Source organism: Photorhabdus noenieputensis (assembly GCF_018448935.1).
In the GTDB taxonomy this organism is placed as follows: domain Bacteria; phylum Pseudomonadota; class Gammaproteobacteria; order Enterobacterales; family Enterobacteriaceae; genus Photorhabdus; species Photorhabdus noenieputensis.
Window position 1 is genome coordinate 20,351 of record NZ_RCWC01000044.1, and the last position, 22,014, is coordinate 42,364.

Below are 22,014 nucleotides of genomic sequence, written 5' to 3' on the forward strand. Positions count from 1 at the left end.
TTTCACATGGATAGATTTAATGTGATTTTTGATATCGATGGAGTCATTGTTGACAGTGAACAACTGCACTTTGATGTTCTTTGTGATTTGGCTCCTGACTACACACCGCATGTACAACCACAGCAACTTATTGGCCTGAGTTTGGCAGAAACGTTGGATTACATCGGGGTACCCGCTCAGCAACAGAAAGAGATCACTGCCCAAATCGTCTCTGTTTACAAGGATAAGCTGTCTAAAAGTTACCTTCGTCCAGGGATTTCCAAGTTGATAGCAGCTTTACAACAGCACTGTATCCCTTTTGGCTTTGTTTCTACTGCGCCGCGGGAAGTCTGTTTGGCGAATATTGGATTATTGGAGTTGAATGAAAGCCCGGCTTTAATCTCTGGTGACGATGTTGCGAGGACGAAACCTCATCCTGATCCCTATCTTGCGATGTTGAAATTGAAGTCTATGGATGTTCATCAGACATTAGTGATTGAAGATACCGATTTAGGGATTACAGCGGCAACGCAGGCGGGTATTCCCTATGTGTATGCCTGGCCCCATGCTTTATCGGTTGCGGAACAGTATCAACAGGCGACTCGTATTATTGGGGCGCTGACCGATATTCCGCAATTTTCTAAAATTAATTTTGGGTAACTTAATGCCTTCCATTATTAGTCATAGTGGAGGGCATTTATTTATATAGAAGGAACATGAGTTGTCTGATCAAAATATTATCTCTTTGGTAAAACAACCCATTATGGCGACACGCGCCGCTTTTTTTATTGCTGGCTTTAGTCTTGCAAGTTGGGCTCCCCTTATTCCTTTAGCTAAAGAACGGCTACAACTTGATAATGGCGCTATGGGGCTGCTAATGTTGGCATTCGGCATTGGTTCTTTCATCATGATGCCAATAGCGGGCATGTTAGCCGCACGTTTCGGTTGCCGGAAAATTTTCACTTTATGTGCTTTGATAGTGTTAGTGATGTTGCCAGGGTTAAGTGTATTACCGACGCCGTTGACATTAGCTTGCGTTTTATTTGTCTTTGGTGCGGGTATTGGTGCAATGGATGTTGTGGTCAATATCCATGCTGTCATGGTTGAGAAAATGGCTCGGCGGCCAATTATGTCTGGCTTTCACGCGTTATTTAGTTTGGGTGGGATCGCCGGTGCAGGATCGGTGAGTGCATTATTGTCTCTGGGAATATCACCTCTCCAGGTGATGGTAATGGCGGTATTACTGATTATTTTACTGCTATTGCCGGTATGGAATGGGTTATTGAACGAAGCCGAAACGGGCAATACGCCATTCTTTGCTGTGCCTCATGGGATCGTGATTTTATTGGGCTTTCTCTGTTTTGTTGCCTATATCATGGAAGGCGCAATGCTGGACTGGAGCGGTATATTATTAACCAGCGTACATAATATCAGTAGTCATCAGGCTGGTATCGGTTATACCCTGTTTGCTATTGCTATGACATCGGGTCGCTTTATGGGTGATAAAATCATTGCCTTTTATGGACACCGACGGGTTTTTATCAGCAGTGCTTTATTGGCTACTTCTGGATTTATCCTGATTTACTCAGCATCGACTGCAATGATGCTAGGGTTCTCTTTTCTGATGATAGGCGCAGGATTATCCAATATAGCGCCAATGCTTTTTACTGCTTCTGGTCAACAGAAAATTATGCCTGATTCGCTGGCTGTTGCCGCAGTTTCTACTATGGGATATTCAGGGATTTTGCTGGGACCTGCAATCATAGGTGGATTAGCGCATATTGTGACATTACACGGCGCTTTTGCTTGTATTGCTTTACTCTCTATTTCCTTATTTGCAGGATATAAATTGATTAATTCGAGCGGAAGATAATAGAGGGAGTTCCTATGGGTTTGTCACAATATCATTGGGTTAATGAGCCATCTGATTGGCAATGTGGAAGTGATTGGCTTAATGTCACCACCGATCATAAGACCGACTTTTGGCAGAAAACATGGTATGGCTTTGAACGTCATAATGGCCATGTTTTTGGGCGTTATGTTGAGGATGATTTCACCTTTCAACTCTGTATTGAAGGCTGTTTTGAACATTTATACGATCAAGCAGGAGTCATGCTATTAGTCGATGAGAAACATTGGTTGAAAGGCGGAATAGAATATTCTGATGGTCATGCCACGATTGGTAGTGTACTGACACGCCATCATTCTGATTGGTCTATGGGCGTATTTCTTGGTGATTCTAGCAAATTCTGGTTACGTTTGACTCGTGAAGAGGGATATTTAAGACTGCAATATTCCACTGATGGTTTACGGTGGCCATTGTTGAGGTTGTCTCCTTTTTTTGAAGATAAACAACCCGTCTTTGTTGGTGCAATGTGTTGTTCTCCAGAACGGCACGGATTACAGGTGCGGTTTTCTGATTTCCAATTGACGCCGCCAATAAAAAAACCATTGCATGATTTAAGTTAGCTAAACGGTTCAACACCCGGAGCAATGTGCTTCGGGTGTTATATCCGTCATCTTTCAAGTTGCCTCTTTGTTGGCTGCACTCACTCACCTCGGTCACATAGTTATCTATGTTCCCGGGGATTCGCTCCCTTGCCGTCGCGAAGCATCTTGAAATCCATAGGGTATATATATCAAGGCTAGATGTTTAAACTCTTTCTAGAATAAAGCCCGTAAAGTCAGCAGTTGCCTCTTCTGGAAGTTCTATAAATTGGTCTTTCATCATGTAAATACGTAAAAGTCCCTCTTCATCTGTATTTAATTCAACTGAACCGGTCGTAAAATTGAAGCTATTTACAACAAATGATTCAGGGCCAAATGTGCGATTTTGTAAACCAAAATATGCCGGTAATGCCCTTTGTGGTATTTTTTTTATCGATAAGCGTGCTGTTGCTGTCAGTCTATATCTAACGTTAGGCTCCAACCCTGTTATTATTTGATCGATGACACCGGAGCTGGAATAGCTTTGGATGCTAAGAAAATTAACGCCATTCTCGGATAAGATTTCTACAGTTTCAGGGGTTGGGATTCTCCAGCCATGATATCCTTCATCAAATGAGCCATTAACCAGTTCTTTATTAGCGTTTTTTGTATCAGAATAATCTGCGCGATTTAGTATTTTCTTCATATCCATAATATGAGTCCTTTTAAATGAATAACGATTGAATTTTATTTTTCTTAATAATTTTTTCTGTAAGTACTTTAGCAATAATGGGAAAATATTCAATCATGTTTTTTAATTGAAGATTAGGATTGTGATAATTAGTGTGAGAATAAATGAGGCGAAGAAATTATTACGATGGAGATTTGTTTTTAAATAATTGAGCTATATTTCAGTTAAAATATTACTTTATAATTTTTTGGTTTTTTTAAACTAATATTAAAATCCCCAGAGCAGTAAACTCTGGGGGTTTAAAATGTTAAAATATATCGAAGTTAAATACTTAGGCTTTCTCTAAAATAAAACCGGTAAAGTCAGCGGTTTCTCCGTCTGGTCGAGGGCCAACTTGATCTTTCAATAAATAAACGCGTAAAAGTCCCTTTTGATCTGTACTTAATTCTACCGAACCCGTTGTAAAATCGGTGCTGTTTACAGCAAAAGAGTTGGGGCCATCGGTATGGCTCTGTAAACCAAAATAAGCTGATGAGGCCCATTCCGCTGATACGCGAGCTGTACCTGTTAGTTTATATTTAGTGTTAGGTTCTAATCCTTCGATAATTTGATCAATGACGCCAGAGCCGGTAACGCTTTGGATTCTGATAAAGTGAACGCCATTTTCAGATAAGATTTCTACTGACTCAGGCGCTGGGATTCTCCAGCCGTTATATCCCTCTTCGAATGAGCCGTTAACCAGTTCTTTATGAGAGTTTTTCTTGCTATCAGAATAATCTTCATTATTCAGGATTTCTTGTACGTTCATATATTAGTCCTTTTTAAATAGATAGAAATGAATTTAATTTCTTTCAGCGCTTTGTTTTTCTGGTGGGCACTTTATCAATAATGGGATAATACTCAATTGTATTTTTTATTGGTGGTGAGTTGTAATTTGTATAAATTAATACAAGAATAAATGAGTTATAAGCACTTATCCTGATAGGTGTTTTTGTAGGCTAATTTGTTGCTCGTGGTAAAGTCTATTGTTGCAGAAATGTTATGTTGAAATATTAGTCATATTGAGAGAAAAAATAGAATGAATAATGAGGTAATATCTATAGCTGTAATGTTAAAACATAGCATTGAAATATAGTATTAAAACTACATTATTAAAACGCCCGGAGTAGTGAGCTTCGGGCATTCAGATGTTAAACGTTTATATTAGGCTTTCTCGAAAATAAAACCAGTAAAATCAGCGGTAACTTCTGGTGGTGAGGACTCAGTTCCCATCGTGGTTTTTGCTAAGAAAACGCGTAAATATCCTTCTGCATCTGTACTTAATGTTACAGAACCGGTGATAAATTCCGTGGAGTCTACAACAAAAGTGTTATGATTAAAGGTATCATTATGTAAACCAAAAATAGCTGGGAAGCCGTCGTCTATTACGCCTATGGCGGGTGATATGCGCGCTTTACCTGTTAGCTTATATTTAGTGTTAGGCTCTAATCCTTCTATAATTTGAAAGATGGCATCAGACTTAGGGTGGATTCTAAGAAAGTTAATTCCATTCTCAGATAATATTTTTACCGTTTCGGGGAATGGGATTATCCAGCCTTTATATCCTTCATCAAATGAGCCGTTAATCAATTCTTTATCAGAACTTTTCTGACCAGAATAATCTATATTATTCAGAATTTCTTTTATATTCATATATTAATCCTTTTAAAATTGATAGTAATAAATTTAACTTTTCTTAAGCATTTTATTGCTCGGGAATGACTTTATCAATGATAGGAGGATATTCAATTGTGTTTTTTATTAATTGATAATTGTAATTTGTATAAATTAATAAGGAATAAACAATGGGGAGTTAAAATATATACAGTAAATATAGTATTTTCTATTTATTCGATATAGGTATAAACTGGATTTTTATATTCTTATTTCTGTGAGTAATATATGTATATGTCATAAAAAAACATGCGTAAAATGGCCTTGTTGCAATAGTGTGTTGAGGATTGAAATGAATCTTTAATGTTGGTTGGATTGATAGAGATAAAATATTTAATTTTATATTCAGAATAGGTCCTTTGAATAGAGATTATTTTGCAGGTGATAATGATAATGGGGAATATATTGAATTATATAACTGTCTGGTATTAGTGCCAGACAGTTATTTATATTAAATCTTATTTCGTGTAATGATTACCTGTTAAAGGCTCTTACCTAAAATAGAATTATGTTAGAACAGAGAAAATTAAATTATCGACCTAAATAACCATCCCAATCTTTCCAGACAGGTTGTAACCCGGCTTTAATTAATACTTCCGCGACCTGATAAACAGAACGGTTATCATGTGGCATAAATTGTTCCAATTCTTCGTGACTACTATCTGCGTAACCACCGGGTTGGGTTTTAGAACCAGCACTGACATTGTTGATTGCCAGTGGTATGACGTGATCGCGGAAGAATGGGGATTCACGAGTAGAAATAGAAAGCTCAACATCTGGCGCAAATAGACGAAAAGCACAAATCAGTTGTACCAATTCTGCTTCACTCATCAGCGATGCGGGCTCAATACCTCCAGCACAAGGTCGCAAACGTGGGAATGAAATAGAGTAACGGCTCTGCCAGTATGTGCGTTGCAGAAAGAATAAATGCTCCGCCACCATATAGCAGTCTGTCCGCCAATGACTAGAGAGGCCCATTAGTGCTCCTAAACCGATTTTATCGATTTTGGCTCGACCAAGGCGATCGGGTGTTTCTAATCGCCAGTGAAAATCCCGTTTCTTACCTCGTAGATGATGCAACAGGTAAGTTGGCTCATGATAGGTTTCCTGATAAACCATCACACCATCTAGCCCCAGCGTTTTTAATTCTGAGTACTCTTCCTGTGTCATAGGCTGGACTTCCATCATGATTGAGCTGAAATATTCTCGGATAAGTGGCAGATAGCGGCGGAAATAATCCATACCGACCTTACCCTGATGTTCTCCGGTGACTAATAACAGATTGTTGAAGCCCAGTGCTTTAATCGCCTGACATTCGGCAATAATTTCATTTTTATTCAGTGTCTTGCGTTTGATGCGGTTACTCATTGAGAATCCGCAATAGGTGCAGTCATTGGCACATAAATTGGAGAGATAAAGCGGTACATAAAAACCAACAGTGTTACCGAAGCGTTGACGAGTCAGTTTTTGTGCCCGTTGTGCCAGTGGTTCGATATAGGGTTTCGCTGCTGGAGAGAGCAAGGCCATGAAATCGTCCAGATTTAATTTGTTGCTGCTTAATGCCCGTTCAACATCCTGCGCGGTTTTGCTATTAATGCGAAGGGTGATGTCATCCCAGTCCAATTGTTGCCAGCGGTAACTAAAACTACCGCTCATAAGATGATGAATCATCAAAATACCCCTAGAAAATCGGTCAGTGGACTGGATGCAACAGCATGTTGTTTTGGACTTGCTAGGCCAGCTTGATAGGATAATTCACCCGCTTCAATCGCTATTTTGAAGGCTTGAGCCATTTTTACTGGATTACGCGCAACGGCAATTGCGGTGTTGACTAATACAGCATCCGCACCCAATTCAATCGCTTCCAATGCATGGCTTGGTGCACCGATGCCGGCATCAATGACGACCGGCACTTGTGCTTGCTCGATAATAATTTGCAGGAAATCTCGGGTTAGTAGCCCTTGATTAGAGCCGATCGGTGCGCCTAAAGGCATGACCGCCGCGCAACCTACTTCTTCCAGACGTTTACACAAAACGGGATCAGCACTGCAATATGGCAGAACGACAAATCCTTCTTTGACCAACATTTCAGCGCCTTTGAGTGTTTCAACCGGGTCAGGCAACAAGTATTTCACATCCGGGTGGATCTCCAGTTTGATCCAGTTGGTTGCCAGTGCTTCACGGGCCAGACGGGCGGCAAACAGGGCTTCTTCTGCGGTTTTGGCTCCAGAAGTATTTGGCAGCAATTTGACGCCAAGCTTTTGCAATGGCACCAAAATAGCGTCATTACCACTCTGCAAATCAATGCGTTTCATTGCCATCGTGACAAGCTGACTGCCGGCAGCCGCGATGGCCTGAGTCATTACATTTGCGTTGGCGAATTTGCCTGTACCGGTAAATAGACGGGAATGAAAAGTCGTATCAGCAATTTTTAACATATCAACCTCCAGCAATAGCCTGAAACAAAAGGATATTGTCTCCATCATTAATCTGATGCGTATTCCACTCTGAACGCGGAATAATGGTTTGATTAATAGCCAGTGCCATTCCCGGTTGTATTCGTTCAAGTTGTTCTAACAATTGCTGTATAGCCAGAGGAGCCATAAGCTCCATCGGCTGATCGTTTACCGTAATTTTCATGGGATATCTCTGCAAATCGGGCATTGCTGCGACGGGTTAAGTTGTAGTGTGCTCCAGCTTTGCTGTTTACCATCAAACAGTCGGAGTTTACCGCTTAACGGAGAGGGAAGCCCGGTTAACATTTTGATGGCTTCCAATGCTTGTAATGTGCCGATAATGCCAACTACCGGACCTAATACACCCGCGGTCCGGCAATTTCGTAGTGGCTCTTCCTGTTCAGGGTAGAGACAGCTATAGCAGCCATGAAGATAAGGGGGTTCAAATACCATAAGTTGGCCGCTAAAACCGACCGCACTGCCGCTAATTAATGGCTTTCGTGTTGCCACACAAGCGGCATTGATAGCGTGGCGGGTTGTCATGTTGTCACAGCAATCGAGAACCAGATCGACTTGCCTCACGATGGTTGTCAGAGATTCCAGATTCTGACGTTGATTAAGGATCATTGTTTTTATCAGCGGATTCAATGCATTGAGTTGATTGGCTGCAAGTTCAACTTTTGCGGCAGGGATCTCTTCGGTGCGGTAAAGTATTTGCCGTTGTAAATTGGAGATGTGCAATTGGTCATCATCAGCAAGGTAAATTGTTCCTACACCTGCTCCGGCCAGATAGAGAGAGGCGGGAGCGCCTAACCCTCCCAGTCCGACAATCAGGACGCGGCTGGATTTCAGTTTTTCCTGCCCTTCCGGGCCAATATCTTCGAGTAACAGTTGTCGGCTGTAACGCATAAATTCTTGATCATTCAACATAAGAACCTCTCTATCCCTTCAACTCAATGCCTTCAACCAGATGAAGCAGTTGTGCGGTGGCCTGACGCCAATCTTTTGCTTTGGTAATGGCACTAACCAGCGCCACACTGCCAACTCCCGTTGCAATGACATCCGGTACGCGTTCAAGAGAGATGCCGCCGATGGCGACAGTAGGATAGTCTGGTGTGTTTTCTACCTGCCGCTTCAGTGCCGCCAGTCCTTGTGGGGAAGATGGCATCTCTTTGGTCGTGGTTGGGAAAATATGGCCGAGAGCGATATAAGACGGACGCAGAGATTTAGCCCGTGTCAGCTCTTGTTCATCGTGAGTAGAGATTCCTAACCGTAGCCCCGCTTTTTGGATGGTGTTCAAATCAGCGATAACTAAATCTTCCTGCCCAAGATGAACACCATAAGCGCCATGTTTTATTGCTAGTCGCCAGTAGTCGTTAATAAACAGACGAGTGTTATATTGGCGGCCGAGCATAATGGCTTGTTGAATCTCTTCTTCCACCTGATCTTCTGGCAGATCTTTAATTCTCAACTGAATTGTAGTGACGCCTGCCTTTAATAAGCGGGAAATCCACGCTAGCGAATCCACGACGGGATACAAGCCCAATTTATATTCGGTTGGGGCAAATGGCGCGTTAGGCAGATTGTTCATGAGAGACATCCTCTACGCTGTGATACAACTCGCTGCCGTGGGCGCGGAATGTTTCAGACATCTGTTCCATACCCGCGGCGTAATCGCGTACTTCCTGAGAAATCTTCATAGAACAGAATTTAGGCCCACACATAGAACAGAAATGGGCAATTTTGCCGGAGGCTTGTGGCAGAGTTTCATCGTGATAGGCGCGAGCAGTATCGGGATCAAGAGCCAGATTAAATTGATCTTCCCAGCGGAATTCAAAACGTGCTTTAGACATGGCGTTATCGCGAATTTGTGCACCGGGATGGCCTTTGGCGAGATCGGCGGCGTGAGCAGCAATTTTGTAGGTAATTAGCCCTTGTTTGACATCATCTTTGTTTGGCAAGCCGAGATGCTCTTTTGGCGTCACATAACAGAGCATGGCGCAGCCAAACCAGCCAATCATGGCCGCACCGATACCGGAAGTGAAGTGGTCATAACCGGGTGCAATATCTGTTGTCAGGGGGCCAAGAGTATAGAAAGGGGCTTCATGACAATGTTCCAATTCTTCTGTCATATTGTGGCGGATCATCTGCATAGGAATATGCCCGGGGCCTTCGATCATCACCTGAACATCGTATTCCCAAGCAATTTTAGTCAGCTCGCCTAATGTGTGCAGTTCTGCAAACTGCGCTTCATCGTTAGCATCCTGAATAGAACCGGGGCGCAGACCGTCTCCTAATGATAGGGAAACATCATAAGCGGCGCAGATTTCACAAATTTCACGGAAATGTTGGTAAAGGAAGTTTTCTTGATGATGAGACAGACACCATTTCGCCATAATTGAACCACCGCGGGAAACAATCCCGGTGAGGCGTTTGGCTGTCATCGGTACATAGCGCAGTAATACACCGGCGTGGATGGTAAAGTAATCTACCCCTTGTTCCGCTTGTTCCAGCAAGGTATCACGGAATATTTCCCAAGTGAGATTTTCCGCCACGCCATTGACTTTCTCCAGCGCCTGATAAATAGGGACTGTGCCGATAGGAACCGGGCTGTTACGTAAGATCCATTCGCGGGTTTCGTGGATATAACGGCCAGTGGAGAGATCCATTACCGTATCTGCGCCCCAACGGGTGGACCAGATTAACTTTTCTACCTCTTCCTCAATTGAAGAGGTGACGGAAGAGTTACCGATATTAGCGTTAACCTTAACCAGAAAATTGCGACCAATAATCATCGGTTCTGATTCAGGGTGATTAATATTGGCAGGAATAATTGCCCGACCGGCTGCGACTTCCTGACGGACAAATTCTGGTGTGATATTTTCCGGCAACTGAGCGCCAAAACTTTGTCCGGGATGCTGTTGGCGTAACACATCACCGCAGATACGTTCGCGTCCCATATTTTCTCGTAGTGCGATAAATTCCATTTCCGGAGTGATGATGCCTTGACGAGCATAGTGCAGTTGAGTAACGCATTTGCCTTTACGGGCTTTTAATGGGTGAGGGCGATGATTGAAACGTAAATGATCGAGACCGGCATCCGTCAGGCGTTGCTGAGTAAAATCGGAGCTGAGGGCGGCGACAGGTTCAGTATCTTGACGCTCATCGATCCACGGTTGACGTAGTTTGGTTAACCCAACATGTACATCCAGTTTGGCATCAGGATCGCCATAAGCGCCGGAAGTATCATAAACCGGAATGGCTTCGTTTTCTTCATACTGAGGTTCCTCTTTGGTACCGCCAATCAAAGTCGGCGATAACTGGATTTCACGCATTGGAACTTGGATATCGTCACGGGAACCTTGAAGATAAATGCGTCGTGAATTTGGGAATGTCACGCCTTGGATAGAATTAATAAATTCTTGAGCGGCATCGCGTTGGGCTTTACGTGGGCGTGCCGGGGTGAGTTTGGGTGAAATATCAGTTGCAGGGATAATAGTGTTATGAGACATAGCAAATTCCTAACTGTGTTATTGGGAAAGTTGCTTGTCTGGAGCTCGCAGGGAGTAATAGTTGATGGCTGGACAGGCCCGTAAAAAATGGGATGGGCTGACAGCGCTTGATTACTCTTGTTCCCTTCGCAGGTATTAACCCGATCAGGTTCCGCGGATCCCGAATTAACGGTCTCAGCCTGTGTATGCTGCGATAAAACAGCTTACGCTAGGCACTCCGACAAGAAAGTAAACAGTAGTATAGAAGGGATTATAAAAACTACAACCCCTACTGATTGAAAGTATTTACAATGACCAGATTAATTGTTTTCAGCCATGTTGTTGATTGCTTTGTGATCAATTTCTCATGTTTATTAATTTTTTAGTGAACAAATAGAAAAATTTCCTTATGTTAAATCATGTTTAGCTAAGCATTAATTTTTTAATTATAACTTGTTAGGGAAAGATAAGAAAAAATTCTTATTTTACTCAATATTATATTTCTTTCTATGATAAAAACTATGGTGATTTATGGGCATGTTGACAGAAGTTAATAAGTATTTTCAGATTGATAAAGGAAAAATATAAATAACACTTCAAAATAATAGATCATCTGGTGGGAATTAAGTCCAATTTTTTAGATATGAACATCCAAGATTAAAGGAAATATAAGTAATATATATTTTGATGAGGGAGGTTATTATGCGAATGCAAGTTAAAAACTCATTTAAATGAATGGGTTTCATAAAGTAGTTGTTGTAAATATAATATTTTATCGTTTTTTATTTTCTGATATTTTATTATTTAGGCTCTTCTATTAATGCATTCGATAAAGATTTGCTTGAGGAAATCTGAGACAATGTTTTTTGTAACTTGGTAGAAATACTATACCTTGGCAATGAGTGGTAATGACTAACTGATAAAGACAGAGAAACAGATTGTGGCAAAGAAAAAAAAACGGCCTCACCATGATTCGTTATTTAAGCATTTTTTAACGCAGCCTGAAACGGCCAGAGAGTTTCTATCCCTTTATCTGCCCGAAGAAATCCAGTTGTTGTGTGATTTAGCCACATTGAAATTGGAGTCCGGCAGTTTTGTGGACCGGAATTTACGTCAACTGCACAGTGATGTGCTGTACTCGGTTGAAACGGCCCGGGGGCAGGGCTATATCTATTGTCTGATTGAACATCAATCCACCCCTGACCCGTTAATGGCCTGGCGGTTGATGTATTATGCCATGTTAGCTATGGCGGCTCACCTGAAAAAAGGCCATACTGAACTCCCTTTGGTGGCACCTCTGCTGTTTTATCATGGTGAGGTTCGACCATATCCTTACTCAAACCGGTGGCTGGATTGTTTTACGCTCCCCGAACAGGCGGCTCGCTTATACCGTCAGGCATTTCCGTTGGTGGACGTCAGTGTGCTCAGCGATGAAGAGATCCTGACGCATAAAGGGGTTGCCCTGATGGAGTTGGTGCAAAAACACATCCGCTGCCGGGATATGCAGGAATGGCTCCTCCAATTGGTGGAACTCTTGAATGCAGGGTATAATACAACCGAGCAGCGCAATGTGGTGTTACGCTATATTTTACTGAATGGACATACGCTGGATCTCTCACAATTTGTCCATCAACTGATTGAACAATCTCCGGAGCATGAAACGATGTTGATGACTATTGCAGAACAGCTTGAACAAAAAGGGCTTGAGCGGGGTATCAAGCAAGGTAGAGAGGAAGGTAGAGAAGAAGGTAAAATGGAAGGTAGAGAGGAAGGTAGAGAGGAAGGTAGAGAGGAAGGTAAAGTGGAAACGGCTCGTGCCTTATTACGGCATGGCGTGAGTTTGGACATTATTGTCACCAGTACCGGACTGAGCCGGGATAAAATTGAAGCGTTAAAGCATTAAATTCATCTTCTCTTCTTTTACAGCAAAATGCCGATATTCAAGATCGGCATTTTTGTTCTTATTTATAGGGAGTGAAATGACACCTTAAGAGCATGGGGAACACGATTAGGTGGGTGGTTTGCGGAAACAAAATGACTTATTCTGTTTCGTCAAGACCTCAATTTTATTGCAATATTCTTCCCCGGCAATTGGGTTGCTTGTTGAAAGATGACGGGTGTAGATGGGATTATGGAAACCATAAACCCATTACTGATTGAAAATATTTACAGTGACCAGATTAATTGTTTCCAGCCATGTTGTTGTGCTTCGGCTTTTAAACGGGCATCGGCATTGACCGTAATTACTTCATCGGCAAACTGACACATTGGGAGATCATTAATTGAATCGCTGTAAAAGCGGATAATATCAGGATAACTATTTTGCTGTTCCAGCCACTGTTTTATCCGTTTTACTTTACCTTCACGGAAAGTCGCAATACCGTCTATTTGGCCGGTATAACAGCCATTTTCCATTACCATATCAATGCCCAGTGCCGTGTGAATATTCAATTCGGTAGCAATCTTTTTTACAATAAAAGAGACAGTAGCTGAGATAATAATGATTGGAATTTGTTGCTGTTGATACTCTGTAATTAGGGCCTTGGCTTGTGGGTAAAATCGCGGTTTAATTTTTTCGTTAACAAATTCAGTCAGCCAAAGATCAACTTGCTCTTGTGGAACTTGATGCAGTGTTTGCAGACTAAATGCCAGATAACCACTCATATCCAATGAACCTGCGCTGTAATCAGCCGTCATTTTTTTATCTGCTTCGATAAAACTTGGATCAGTAATGATGCCTTTTTCCCATAAAAACTCTGTCCATATAGCGCTGGAATCACCGGAAATTAAGGTGTCATCCAGATCAAACACGGCAAGTAATTGAGACATAGCGTTGTGTTCCTCAGCCCAAAGTATATTAATAGTTGAGAATAATGCCTATTACCGTCAAAGTGGGCAATACGATTTTGGCGATAGTAATTTTGACAATAGTAATAAAGCACGCTTTTTTGATTAAAAAGCGTATGATTTATACCCTATAGATTTCAAGATGGATCGCGACGGCAAGGGAGGGAATCCCCGGGAGCATAGAGAACTATGTGGCCGGGGTGAGCGAGTGCAGCCAACAAAGAGGCAACTTGAAAGATGACGGGTATATACAGATATTAAAATTAAGATGTCATAGTGATGATGATGCAACAACAAATTACAGGTACAGAACGTGGCTGGTGGGTTATCAGCGATGAAAATCGTATTTGGCTCCCTAAAGGCGAATTACCTTTTGGAATGGCAACTCAATGGTCACTGCAAGAAAAAATAGCCTTGCCTATCGGTGAGTGGCAAGGTGAGAAAGTTTGGCTTATTCGTCAGAAAATGGCTGCAAATATGGTTTCCTTACGGCAAATTGTTGCAAGTGATCGTGGCTTGTTTCAATTAGCTGGCCGGGGAGTGCAATTGGCGGAGTTTTATCGCTCTCACCAATATTGTGGTTATTGCGGCAATGAAATGCACCATAGTGTTGATGAATGGGCTTGTCTGTGTCATCACTGCCAAGAACGTTATTATCCGCAGATAGCACCTTGCATTATTGTCGGTATTCGTCGGGATGATCATATTTTGCTGGCTCAACATCAGCATCATCGTGGAGGTGTGTACACAGTATTGGCGGGATTTGTTGAAGTTGGTGAAACACTTGAGGAAGCTGTCGTCCGCGAAGTGATGGAAGAGAGTAATATTAAAATTCGCAATTTACGTTATGTGGCTTCTCAACCGTGGCCTTTCCCTCATTCATTGATGATGGCATTTCTGGCTGATTATGACAGTGGGGAGATCCGTCATGATCCGAAAGAGCTGATTAGTGCGGATTGGTATCACTATGAGCAATTGCCATTGATTCCACTACACAATACTATTGCTCGTCGGTTGATTGAAGATACGATTGTTCTGTGCCGAAATGCGTAATGTACAGTTTGTCGCAATTCAACGGGAGAGAGCTACCTATCATGTTACAATGGCACCTAATCATTATAGTCAGATTATATTGCGGCCAATAAATAGATGGAGCCTGTCATGAATGAGCTGAAAAACGACCGTTATTTGCGAGCTTTATTACGCCAACCCGTTGATGTTACGCCTGTTTGGATGATGCGCCAGGCTGGCCGCTATTTACCTGAGTATCAAGCTACTCGTGCTGAAGCTGGTGATTTTATTTCTTTGTGTAAAAACACTGAACTCGCTTGTGAAGTCACTTTACAACCTTTGCGGCGTTACCCACTGGATGCGGCAATTCTCTTCTCTGATATTCTCACCATTCCTGATGCTATGGGACTGGGACTTTATTTTGAAGCAGGTGAAGGCCCGCGTTTTAAATCTCCTGTTTCCAGCCGTGCTGATGTGGAAGAATTACCGGTGCCTGATCCAGAAATGGAGCTGGGTTATGTAATGGATGCAGTACGTGCGATTCGTAAGGCTCTGGCGGGGCAGGTTCCTTTGATTGGCTTTTCCGGTAGTCCGTGGACACTGGCGACTTATATGGTGGAAGGTGGCAGCAGCAAGGCATTCACTAAAATCAAAAAAATGATGTATGTTGAACCTGCCGTAATGCATTTGTTGCTGGATAAGCTGGCAGACAGCGTTATTCTGTATCTTAATGCTCAAATTAAAGCAGGCGCTCAATCTGTGATGATTTTCGACACTTGGGGGGGCGTCCTGACAGGGCGGGATTATCGGGAATTTTCCCTGCGTTATATGCACAAAATTGTTGATGGTCTGATCCGTGAAAATGAAGGTTGTCGTGTGCCGGTGACGCTGTTTACTAAAGGTGGTGGACAATGGCTGGAAGCAATGGCTGAAACCGGTTGTGATGCGCTTGGTCTGGATTGGACGACAGATATTGCCGATGCCCGCCGTCGGGTGGGGAGTAAAGTGGCTTTGCAGGGTAACATGGACCCATCCATGTTATATGCTTCTCCTGAGCGGATTGAACAGGAAGTTTCGACAATTTTGCAAGGTTTTGGCGCGGGTGCTGGTCATGTCTTTAACCTTGGTCATGGTATCCATCAGGATGTACTGCCGGAACACGCGGGTGTATTTGTTGAGGCGGTACATAAACTTTCAGTTAAATATCATCAGTAAGAATATGATTAATACGAAAGCGTTACGTCAGGAACAAGTAGAAAAGGCTCAACAGGTTATCCGTTATGATGATTTTTCCCTGCCTAAATTGATTGCTGGTGCTGATGTGGGCTTCGAACAGCAGGGTGCGGTTACCCGCGCAGCAATAGCGGTTCTCTCTTATCCTGCCCTTGAGCTGGTGGAATATCAGATAGCTCGAATTGAAACTATGTTGCCTTATATTCCCGGTTTACTCTCTTTCCGTGAATACCCTGCATTAATGGCTGCTTGGCAGTTGTTGAAACATAAACCTGATCTGGTGATGGTGGACGGTCATGGCATCGCTCATCCACGTCGTTTAGGTGTTGCCAGCCATTTTGGTTTATTAGCTAATGTACCCACGATTGGTGTGGCAAAGCGTCGTTTATGTGGTGAAAGTGAACCATTGGGAGAACAGCCCGGAAGTTGTCAACCTTTGATTGATAAAGAGGAACAGATTGGTTGGGTATGGCGAAGTAAAAAACGTTGCAATCCACTGTATATTTCAACAGGTCACCGCATCAGCCTGGAGAGTGCATTGTTATGGGTGGAACGTTGTATGAAAGGCTATCGTCTGCCTGAAACAACCCGTTGGGCGGATGGCGCAGCCTCAAATAGGCCGTTTTTTGAACAAATGATACAGAAAAATCCTTAAATTCGGTGTAAGCGTGTGGATATTCTTGAATTTCAGGTAAACTGCGAAGCAAATTGTGCATAATGAGTAAAAGCTAATGTTACGAAACCCGATACATTTACGGCTGGAAAAACTTGAAAGCTGGCAGCATCTGACCTTTATGGCAAGTCTGTGCGAACGGATGTATCCAAATTACCAGATGTTCTGTTGCCAGACCGCGTTTGCAGAACCAGCTCTTTACCGCCGTATTCTGGATTTGGTGTGGGAAATATTAGTTGTAAAAGATGCCAAAGTGAATTTTGATAATCAGCTAGAAAAGTTGGAACAAATTATTCCCTCAGCGGATGATTACGATATTTACGGTGTGTACCCGGCAATTGATGCATGTATTGCATTAGGGGAAACTATTCATACTCGTCTGAGTGGTGAAACATTGGAGCATGCAATTGCAGTGAGTGAGATTTCAATTCGCACCGTTGCTATGCTTGAAATGACCCAAGCCGGGAAAGAAATGACCGATGAAGAACTAAAAATGTTACCTGCTATTGAACAAGAGTGGGATATCCAATGGGAAATTTATCGCTTATTGGTTAGCTGCGAAGAGCGGGATATTGAGTTGATTAAAGGATTGAAAGCTGACCTCCGGGAGTCAGGAACGAGCAACATTGGCATAAATTTAACGCAGTAAAGTGAAAAAACGTGATTTAATGCTTTAAATGCCATGTTCAAAGGCTTCACTTTTGCCCCCACTCTGTTCTACATTTGGGGGGTGAAAAGAAGTGGCTATCGGTGCGTGTATGCAGGGGTGCTGTCATTCGGCATATCCGTCGCACTCGATGCTTTGCAAACGATAAACACACTGTAAGGATAATCTATGAATAAGACTGAATTAGTTGATGCAATCGCAGAAAGCACAGACCTGACTAAAGCTCAGGCAAAAGCTGCTCTGGAATCAACTTTGAATGCAATCACCGAATCCCTGAAAGCGGGTGATTCAGTACAACTGGTAGGTTTTGGTACTTTCAAAGTTAACCACCGCGCAGAACGTACTGGTCGTAACCCGCAAACCGGTAAAGAAATTACCATCGCGGCTGCAAACGTACCTGCTTTCTCTGCTGGTAAGGCTCTGAAAGACGCAGTTAAATAATTTCATTGCAAAAAAGAAAAAATAGAAGGGGTATTATTTATCCCCTTTTGTTGGTTCGTCAGGGGCTGATGACACTAGGATTCGTCTTCGCGCTCAGCGCCTGTACCAATCAACCTAAAGAACCTTCTTTCAGCGCAAGTGGATTCATTGCCGATGATGGCGTTGTCCGCTTGTGGCGTCTCAATGATCAGGATAGTAAACCTCGGGTGCTGATGAGTGTTTACAGCCCCTACCGTAATGACAATACCGTCGTGACTTTTTATGAATATAAGCAGGGCGATTTGCGCCAAATTCGTCGTGAAATTTTGAGTGATAAAAATCCACTGTCTGAACAACTTCGTTTGGATAAATCCGGTGAGGTGATTTTTATGCAAAAACAGTCGAAAACGCGGCGTGAGTTACTTTCCAGCGATGATATTGTTCGTATGCAGTTTGACGCTAAACGGACGCTTGAATTAAGTGATGCGTTGATCGTGGGAAATGTACGTTTGATGCAAGGGCACTGGAGTAACGGTAAAGTCACTACCTGTGCGGGTGAAACGATTTCTGTTGAGTTTGAACCTTACGCGAGGACATGGCTTGAACAGCGCGAAAAAAACAGCTACGGCCAATTAACCATTGCCTGGTTGGAAGCGCCTGCTGGCCGCGAATTATTGTTGGTAGCCAATAATGACTTTTGTCGTTGGGAACCGACGAAGGACAGCCTCTGACCTTCGTCAGTTGTATGATTACTTCAATCGGTTAATTGCCCGATATCCGATGTCCTTACGGTAAAAACAACAATTCCATTCAATCTCTTCTGCTTGTTGGTAAGCATTTTTCTGTGCATCTATAATGGTTTCCCCCAATGCTGTAGCACACAGAACGCGTCCACCGGCGGTAACAACGTCATTGCCTTTCATTGCCGTACCTGCATGGAAAACTTTGCTACTTGCATTTTCTTGTTGAGGCAAACCGTGAATAATATCTCCTTTGTGATAATCAGCAGGATACCCGCCAGCAGCAAGTACTACACCCAAAGCAGGGCGTTCATCCCAATGAGAAGTTTTACCCGCAAGTTCTCCTTTTGCGCCAGCTAGACAGAGTTCAACCAGATCAGAACGCATACGCATCATAATGGGTTGAGTTTCCGGGTCACCAAAGCGACAGTTAAATTCAATGACTTTTGGTTCGCCATTTTCGTTGATCATCAAACCGGCATAAAGAAAACCTGTATAGACATGACCCTCAGCAGCCATACCATTTACGGTAGGGTAAATAATCTCTTCCATGATGCGCTGGTGGATTTCATCGGTAACGACTGGAGCGGGAGAGTAGGCTCCCATACCGCCGGTATTTGGACCTGTGTCACCGTCACCTATACGTTTATGATCCTGACTGGTTGCCATTGGAATAACATTCTTGCCATCGACCATAACGATAAAACTAGCTTCTTCACCGGTTAAAAATTCTTCAATAACAATACGGTGGCCTGCATCACCAAACGCATTTCCTGCTAGCATATCTTTTATGGCGGATTGGGCTTCTTCCCGTGTCATCGCAACAATCACACCCTTACCCGCAGCCAGTCCGTCAGCTTTTATAACAATAGGGACGCCGACTTTATCCAGGTAGGCAAGAGCTGGTTCGATTTCTGTAAAATTTTGATAAGCCGCAGTTGGGATGTGATGGCGTGCCAGAAAATCTTTGGTAAATGCTTTTGAACCTTCTAATTGAGCGGCTGCCTGAGTTGGGCCAAAAATAGTTAACCCGGCTTTTTGGAATGCATCGACAATACCCATCACCAATGGTGCTTCAGGGCCAATGATAGTCAGCCCAATATCATGGCTTTGCGCAAATACTAACAAACCGTTGATATCTGTCGCTGAGATGTCAATATTTTCGAGATTGCTTTCTAGAGCAGTTCCTGCATTTCCTGGCGCGACATAGACTTTATCAGCTAAAGGCGATTGAGCTGCTTTCCATGCCAGAGCATGTTCGCGTCCACCGCTACCAACAATTAAAATATTCATCAGATTAACTCCTGCTATTGATTAGTGGCGAAAATGGCGCATGCCGGTGAAAATCATAGCAATACCGTGTTCATCAGCTGCGGCAATCACTTCGTCGTCACGGATTGAACCGCCGGGTTGGATAATGCAACTCACGCCAACAGCCGCGGCGGCATCAATGCCGTCACGGAATGGGAAAAATGCGTCAGACGCCATTGCGCATCCCTGAACTTCCAAGCCTTCATCGGCTGCTTTGATCCCCGCAATTTTTGCGGAATAGACACGGCTCATTTGGCCTGCGCCAATACCGATGGTCATATCATTTTTTGCGTAAACAATGGCATTGGATTTGACAAACTTAGCAACCTTCCAGCAGAACAGAGCATCTTTCATTTCTTGCTCTGTGGGTTGACGTTTGGAAACTACACGTAAGTTCGTTGCTGCTACCATCCTAAGATCGCGATCTTGTACCAGCAGGCCGCCATTGACTCGTTTAAAATCAAGGCCAGAAGTTCGGGTTTCCCATTCACCACATGCCAGAACGCGGACATTTTGCTTAGTAGCTAGCACCGGTAGTGCATCTTTATTGACTGAGGGGGCAATAATTACCTCGACGAATTGGCGGTCGATAATGGCTTGTGCGGTTTTAATATCAAGTTCGCGGTTGAAAGCAATAATACCGCCGAAAGCGGAGGTTGGATCTGTTTTGAATGCGCGATCATAAGCTTCATGGATATCTTTCCCAATGGCTACACCGCATGGGTTAGCGTGCTTGACAATAACGCATGCGGACTCTGTGAATTCTTTAACGCATTCCAGGGCTGCATCTGTATCTGCAATGTTATTATAGGAAAGCGCTTTACCTTGTAACTGAGTTGCAGTTGCAATAGATGATTCAGAGAGATTCTCTTCTATATAGAAAGCAGCATCCTGATGACTGTTCTCTCCGTAGCGCATATCTTGCTTTTTAATAAAATTCAAATTCAGAGTACGTGGGAAACGTCCTGATGGCTGAGTAGTATCACCATAATAAGGAGGAACCAGCTTGCCAAAATAGTTAGCAATCATGCTGTCATAAGCAGCCGTGTGCTCAAAAGCCTTAATGGCTAAATCGAAGCGAGTCGATTGTGTTAATGACCCCTGATTGTTGTCCATCTCTTCAATGATTTTTTCGTAATCATGACTATTAACCACAATTGCTACATCTTTATGGTTCTTAGCCGCAGAGCGAACCATAGTTGGACCGCCGATATCAATGTTTTCAACAGCATCTGCTAAAGTGCAATCGGGTTTAGCTACGGTCTGAGCGAATGGATATAGATTCACAACCACCATATCGATCGGTGAGATTTGGTGTTGTGCCATGATTTCATCATCTTGTCCACGGCGGCCAAGGATTCCGCCATGTACTTTAGGATGCAACGTCTTAACACGGCCATCCATCATTTCAGGAAAGCCGGTGTAATCTGAAACTTCAGTAACCTTTAGATCTGATTCAGCGAGTAAACGAGCTGTGCCACCAGTGGAAAGCAATTCGACACCGCGTTGAGATAAGGCTTTTGCAAATTCAACAACCCCTGATTTATCGGAAACGCTAAGCAGGGCACGACGGATTGGACGAAGCTGTTGCATGGATTTGATCCCTTGGATTTTGTAAGGCAGTAACATGTTATTGGGAAGAACCCACTATACCCGTTATCTTTCAAGTTGCCTCTTTAGTTGGCTGTACTCTCTCACCCCGGTCACATAGTTATCTATGCTCCCGGGGATTCATTCCCTTGCCGTCACGATGCATCTTGAAATCCATAGGGTATATATCAGGACATAAAAAATGGGCACTGCAATAACATTTCAATAATAGTCAGATAAAATCGTTTGATGATTTTAACCACCGGATTGTAACGAAAACGTTTGCGTGATGCTCGATAAATTTTCATCCAACTAGCCATTTGTGGATAAATCTGTTGGTAAGTGGGTATAAAGTAGAGCTTTGCTGTGGAATTAATCAAGCGATCAATTTTTTTAAAAATAACTATTGCCAGCGCCAAAGAACTCCCTATAATGCGCCACCACTGACCGACACAACGCTGATAAACATTGTGAGGTCAGGCAGAGAACCAGCCAATAAGTGCTTGACTCTGCGGGCGAAAAGCGTAGTATACGCAGCCCGGCTGAACGAGAATATTAAATTTTGATTCAGCCTGCTCTTTAACAATTAATCAGACAATCTGTGTGGGCACTCACAAGACCGTATCACAAAAAAATATGTTTTAAAGTCTTGAAGAGTGAACAACAGTTAATTCATTACGAACTAATTAGTCAGAATTCTTTGAGCATCAAACTTTAAATTGAAGAGTTTGATCATGGCTCAGATTGAACGCTGGCGGCAGGCCT

22 protein-coding genes and 1 riboswitch are annotated in these 22,014 nt (G+C 43.0%); of the genes, 10 read left to right on the forward strand and 12 right to left on the reverse strand.

The window, feature by feature from the left end:
* Window positions 1–6 precede the first annotated feature (6 nt).
* From EAE91_RS21330 to EAE91_RS21340, 3 genes are all read left to right on the forward strand, one after another.
* Window positions 7–639 carry an HAD family hydrolase gene (locus tag EAE91_RS21330; protein ID WP_214090237.1) on the forward strand — a complete coding sequence of 211 codons (633 nt, stop codon included), beginning with the start codon at window positions 7–9 and terminating at the stop codon, window positions 637–639.
* A 61-nt stretch (window positions 640–700) separates the two neighbouring features.
* On the forward strand, window positions 701–1,852 hold the full coding sequence (locus EAE91_RS21335; protein WP_214090238.1) for an MFS transporter: 1,152 nt from the start codon (window positions 701–703) through the stop codon (window positions 1,850–1,852).
* A 14-nt stretch (window positions 1,853–1,866) separates the two neighbouring features.
* The gene (locus tag EAE91_RS21340; RefSeq protein ID WP_214090239.1) at window positions 1,867–2,448 is read left to right on the forward strand and encodes a DUF1349 domain-containing protein; all 582 of its coding nucleotides are present in this window, start codon (window positions 1,867–1,869) and stop codon (window positions 2,446–2,448) included.
* Between the two features lie 184 nt (window positions 2,449–2,632).
* Here the strand turns inward: EAE91_RS21340 and EAE91_RS21345 are convergent, their stop codons facing one another.
* The 9 genes from EAE91_RS21345 to thiC form a co-directional block, all read right to left on the reverse strand.
* Window positions 2,633–3,118 (reverse strand): carbohydrate binding domain-containing protein, encoded by a 486-nt coding sequence (locus EAE91_RS21345; RefSeq protein WP_214090240.1) that lies wholly within the window; start codon window positions 3,116–3,118, stop codon window positions 2,633–2,635.
* A gap of 310 nt (window positions 3,119–3,428) precedes the next feature.
* On the reverse strand, window positions 3,429–3,905 hold the full coding sequence (locus EAE91_RS21350; protein ID WP_036814783.1) for a carbohydrate binding domain-containing protein: 477 nt from the start codon (window positions 3,903–3,905) through the stop codon (window positions 3,429–3,431).
* A 395-nt stretch (window positions 3,906–4,300) separates the two neighbouring features.
* On the reverse strand, window positions 4,301–4,789 hold the full coding sequence (locus EAE91_RS21355) for a hypothetical protein (protein WP_214090241.1): 489 nt from the start codon (window positions 4,787–4,789) through the stop codon (window positions 4,301–4,303).
* 552 nt (window positions 4,790–5,341) lie between these two features.
* Entirely contained in the window at window positions 5,342–6,466 is a 1,125-nt protein-coding gene (gene thiH, locus EAE91_RS21360; protein WP_214090257.1) for a 2-iminoacetate synthase ThiH, read from the reverse strand.
* 14 nt (window positions 6,467–6,480) lie between these two features.
* The gene (locus tag EAE91_RS21365; RefSeq protein ID WP_214090242.1) at window positions 6,481–7,248 is read right to left on the reverse strand and encodes a thiazole synthase; all 768 of its coding nucleotides are present in this window, start codon (window positions 7,246–7,248) and stop codon (window positions 6,481–6,483) included.
* Window position 7,249: 1 nt separating this feature from the next.
* Window positions 7,250–7,450, reverse strand: coding sequence for a sulfur carrier protein ThiS (thiS, locus tag EAE91_RS21370; RefSeq protein WP_214090243.1), 201 nt, complete (start codon window positions 7,448–7,450; stop codon window positions 7,250–7,252).
* The gene (locus EAE91_RS21375; protein WP_214090244.1) at window positions 7,447–8,196 is read right to left on the reverse strand and encodes a HesA/MoeB/ThiF family protein; all 750 of its coding nucleotides are present in this window, start codon (window positions 8,194–8,196) and stop codon (window positions 7,447–7,449) included. Before EAE91_RS21375 ends, thiS begins: the two co-directional genes overlap by 4 nt.
* 10 nt (window positions 8,197–8,206) lie before the next feature.
* Window positions 8,207–8,857 carry a thiamine phosphate synthase gene (gene thiE / locus EAE91_RS21380; RefSeq protein ID WP_376744767.1) on the reverse strand — a complete coding sequence of 217 codons (651 nt, stop codon included), beginning with the start codon at window positions 8,855–8,857 and terminating at the stop codon, window positions 8,207–8,209.
* The gene (thiC, locus tag EAE91_RS21385; protein ID WP_214090246.1) at window positions 8,841–10,778 is read right to left on the reverse strand and encodes a phosphomethylpyrimidine synthase ThiC; all 1,938 of its coding nucleotides are present in this window, start codon (window positions 10,776–10,778) and stop codon (window positions 8,841–8,843) included. Before thiC ends, thiE begins: the two co-directional genes overlap by 17 nt.
* A gap of 104 nt (window positions 10,779–10,882) precedes the next feature.
* A riboswitch (TPP riboswitch) is annotated at window positions 10,883–11,008 on the reverse strand.
* A 689-nt stretch (window positions 11,009–11,697) separates the two neighbouring features.
* On the opposite strand from thiC, the gene EAE91_RS21390 reads away from it, so the two are divergent.
* A complete protein-coding gene (locus EAE91_RS21390) occupies window positions 11,698–12,660 on the forward strand; it encodes an Rpn family recombination-promoting nuclease/putative transposase (RefSeq protein ID WP_214090247.1) in 963 nt (320 codons plus the stop codon).
* A gap of 263 nt (window positions 12,661–12,923) precedes the next feature.
* Here the strand turns inward: EAE91_RS21390 and EAE91_RS21395 are convergent, their stop codons facing one another.
* Window positions 12,924–13,586: an HAD family hydrolase gene (locus tag EAE91_RS21395; RefSeq protein ID WP_214090248.1), complete on the reverse strand. Its 663-nt coding sequence runs from the start codon at window positions 13,584–13,586 to the stop codon at window positions 12,924–12,926.
* 303 nt (window positions 13,587–13,889) lie between these two features.
* Here EAE91_RS21395 and nudC point away from each other — a divergent pair, with 303 nt between their 5' ends.
* The 6 genes from nudC (at window position 13,890) to EAE91_RS21425 (ending at window position 18,339) form a co-directional block, all read left to right on the forward strand.
* Window positions 13,890–14,657 carry an NAD(+) diphosphatase gene (gene nudC / locus EAE91_RS21400; protein WP_214090249.1) on the forward strand — a complete coding sequence of 256 codons (768 nt, stop codon included), beginning with the start codon at window positions 13,890–13,892 and terminating at the stop codon, window positions 14,655–14,657.
* A 108-nt stretch (window positions 14,658–14,765) separates the two neighbouring features.
* Window positions 14,766–15,830, forward strand: coding sequence for a uroporphyrinogen decarboxylase (hemE, locus tag EAE91_RS21405; protein WP_214090250.1), 1,065 nt, complete (start codon window positions 14,766–14,768; stop codon window positions 15,828–15,830).
* Window positions 15,831–15,834: 4 nt separating this feature from the next.
* Complete coding sequence (gene nfi / locus EAE91_RS21410; RefSeq protein ID WP_214090251.1) at window positions 15,835–16,503, forward strand: deoxyribonuclease V; 669 nt, start codon at window positions 15,835–15,837, stop codon at window positions 16,501–16,503.
* 76 nt (window positions 16,504–16,579) lie between these two features.
* Complete coding sequence (locus EAE91_RS21415; RefSeq protein ID WP_214090252.1) at window positions 16,580–17,170, forward strand: YjaG family protein; 591 nt, start codon at window positions 16,580–16,582, stop codon at window positions 17,168–17,170.
* Between the two features lie 186 nt (window positions 17,171–17,356).
* Window positions 17,357–17,629: a nucleoid-associated protein HU-alpha gene (hupA, locus tag EAE91_RS21420; protein ID WP_012776594.1), complete on the forward strand. Its 273-nt coding sequence runs from the start codon at window positions 17,357–17,359 to the stop codon at window positions 17,627–17,629.
* A gap of 68 nt (window positions 17,630–17,697) precedes the next feature.
* Entirely contained in the window at window positions 17,698–18,339 is a 642-nt protein-coding gene (locus tag EAE91_RS21425; protein WP_244868979.1) for a DUF1481 domain-containing protein, read from the forward strand.
* Between the two features lie 18 nt (window positions 18,340–18,357).
* Here EAE91_RS21425 and purD read toward each other — a convergent pair whose 3' ends face one another.
* Window positions 18,358–19,641, reverse strand: a complete 1,284-nt coding sequence (purD, locus tag EAE91_RS21430) for a phosphoribosylamine--glycine ligase (protein ID WP_214090254.1) — start codon at window positions 19,639–19,641, stop codon at window positions 18,358–18,360.
* A 21-nt stretch (window positions 19,642–19,662) separates the two neighbouring features.
* Window positions 19,663–21,252 (reverse strand): bifunctional phosphoribosylaminoimidazolecarboxamide formyltransferase/IMP cyclohydrolase, encoded by a 1,590-nt coding sequence (purH, locus tag EAE91_RS21435; RefSeq protein ID WP_214090255.1) that lies wholly within the window; start codon window positions 21,250–21,252, stop codon window positions 19,663–19,665.
* Between the last annotated feature and the right edge of the window lie 762 nt (window positions 21,253–22,014).

What these genes read in the sequence shown, in the direction of transcription:
- purH (WP_214090255.1), bottom strand. Translation starts at nt 21,252, where the DNA reads ATGCAACAGCTTCGTCCAATCCGTCGTGCCCTGCTTAGCGTTTCCGAT.
- EAE91_RS21415 (WP_214090252.1), top strand. Translation starts at nt 16,580, where the DNA reads ATGTTACGAAACCCGATACATTTACGGCTGGAAAAACTTGAAAGCTGG.
- EAE91_RS21395 (WP_214090248.1), bottom strand. Translation starts at nt 13,586, where the DNA reads ATGTCTCAATTACTTGCCGTGTTTGATCTGGATGACACCTTAATTTCC.
- hupA (WP_012776594.1), top strand. Translation starts at nt 17,357, where the DNA reads ATGAATAAGACTGAATTAGTTGATGCAATCGCAGAAAGCACAGACCTG.
- EAE91_RS21355 (WP_214090241.1), bottom strand. Translation starts at nt 4,789, where the DNA reads ATGAATATAAAAGAAATTCTGAATAATATAGATTATTCTGGTCAGAAA.
- hemE (WP_214090250.1), top strand. Translation starts at nt 14,766, where the DNA reads ATGAATGAGCTGAAAAACGACCGTTATTTGCGAGCTTTATTACGCCAA.
- EAE91_RS21350 (WP_036814783.1), bottom strand. Translation starts at nt 3,905, where the DNA reads ATGAACGTACAAGAAATCCTGAATAATGAAGATTATTCTGATAGCAAG.
- thiH (WP_214090257.1), bottom strand. Translation starts at nt 6,466, where the DNA reads ATGAGCGGTAGTTTTAGTTACCGCTGGCAACAATTGGACTGGGATGAC.
- EAE91_RS21330 (WP_214090237.1), top strand. Translation starts at nt 7, where the DNA reads ATGGATAGATTTAATGTGATTTTTGATATCGATGGAGTCATTGTTGAC.
- EAE91_RS21340 (WP_214090239.1), top strand. Translation starts at nt 1,867, where the DNA reads ATGGGTTTGTCACAATATCATTGGGTTAATGAGCCATCTGATTGGCAA.
- EAE91_RS21365 (WP_214090242.1), bottom strand. Translation starts at nt 7,248, where the DNA reads ATGTTAAAAATTGCTGATACGACTTTTCATTCCCGTCTATTTACCGGT.
- nfi (WP_214090251.1), top strand. Translation starts at nt 15,835, where the DNA reads ATGATTAATACGAAAGCGTTACGTCAGGAACAAGTAGAAAAGGCTCAA.
- thiS (WP_214090243.1), bottom strand. Translation starts at nt 7,450, where the DNA reads ATGAAAATTACGGTAAACGATCAGCCGATGGAGCTTATGGCTCCTCTG.
- purD (WP_214090254.1), bottom strand. Translation starts at nt 19,641, where the DNA reads ATGAATATTTTAATTGTTGGTAGCGGTGGACGCGAACATGCTCTGGCA.
- EAE91_RS21345 (WP_214090240.1), bottom strand. Translation starts at nt 3,118, where the DNA reads ATGGATATGAAGAAAATACTAAATCGCGCAGATTATTCTGATACAAAA.
- thiE (WP_376744767.1), bottom strand. Translation starts at nt 8,857, where the DNA reads ATGAACAATCTGCCTAACGCGCCATTTGCCCCAACCGAATATAAATTG.
- EAE91_RS21425 (WP_244868979.1), top strand. Translation starts at nt 17,698, where the DNA reads ATGACACTAGGATTCGTCTTCGCGCTCAGCGCCTGTACCAATCAACCT.
- nudC (WP_214090249.1), top strand. Translation starts at nt 13,890, where the DNA reads ATGCAACAACAAATTACAGGTACAGAACGTGGCTGGTGGGTTATCAGC.
- thiC (WP_214090246.1), bottom strand. Translation starts at nt 10,778, where the DNA reads ATGTCTCATAACACTATTATCCCTGCAACTGATATTTCACCCAAACTC.
- EAE91_RS21375 (WP_214090244.1), bottom strand. Translation starts at nt 8,196, where the DNA reads ATGTTGAATGATCAAGAATTTATGCGTTACAGCCGACAACTGTTACTC.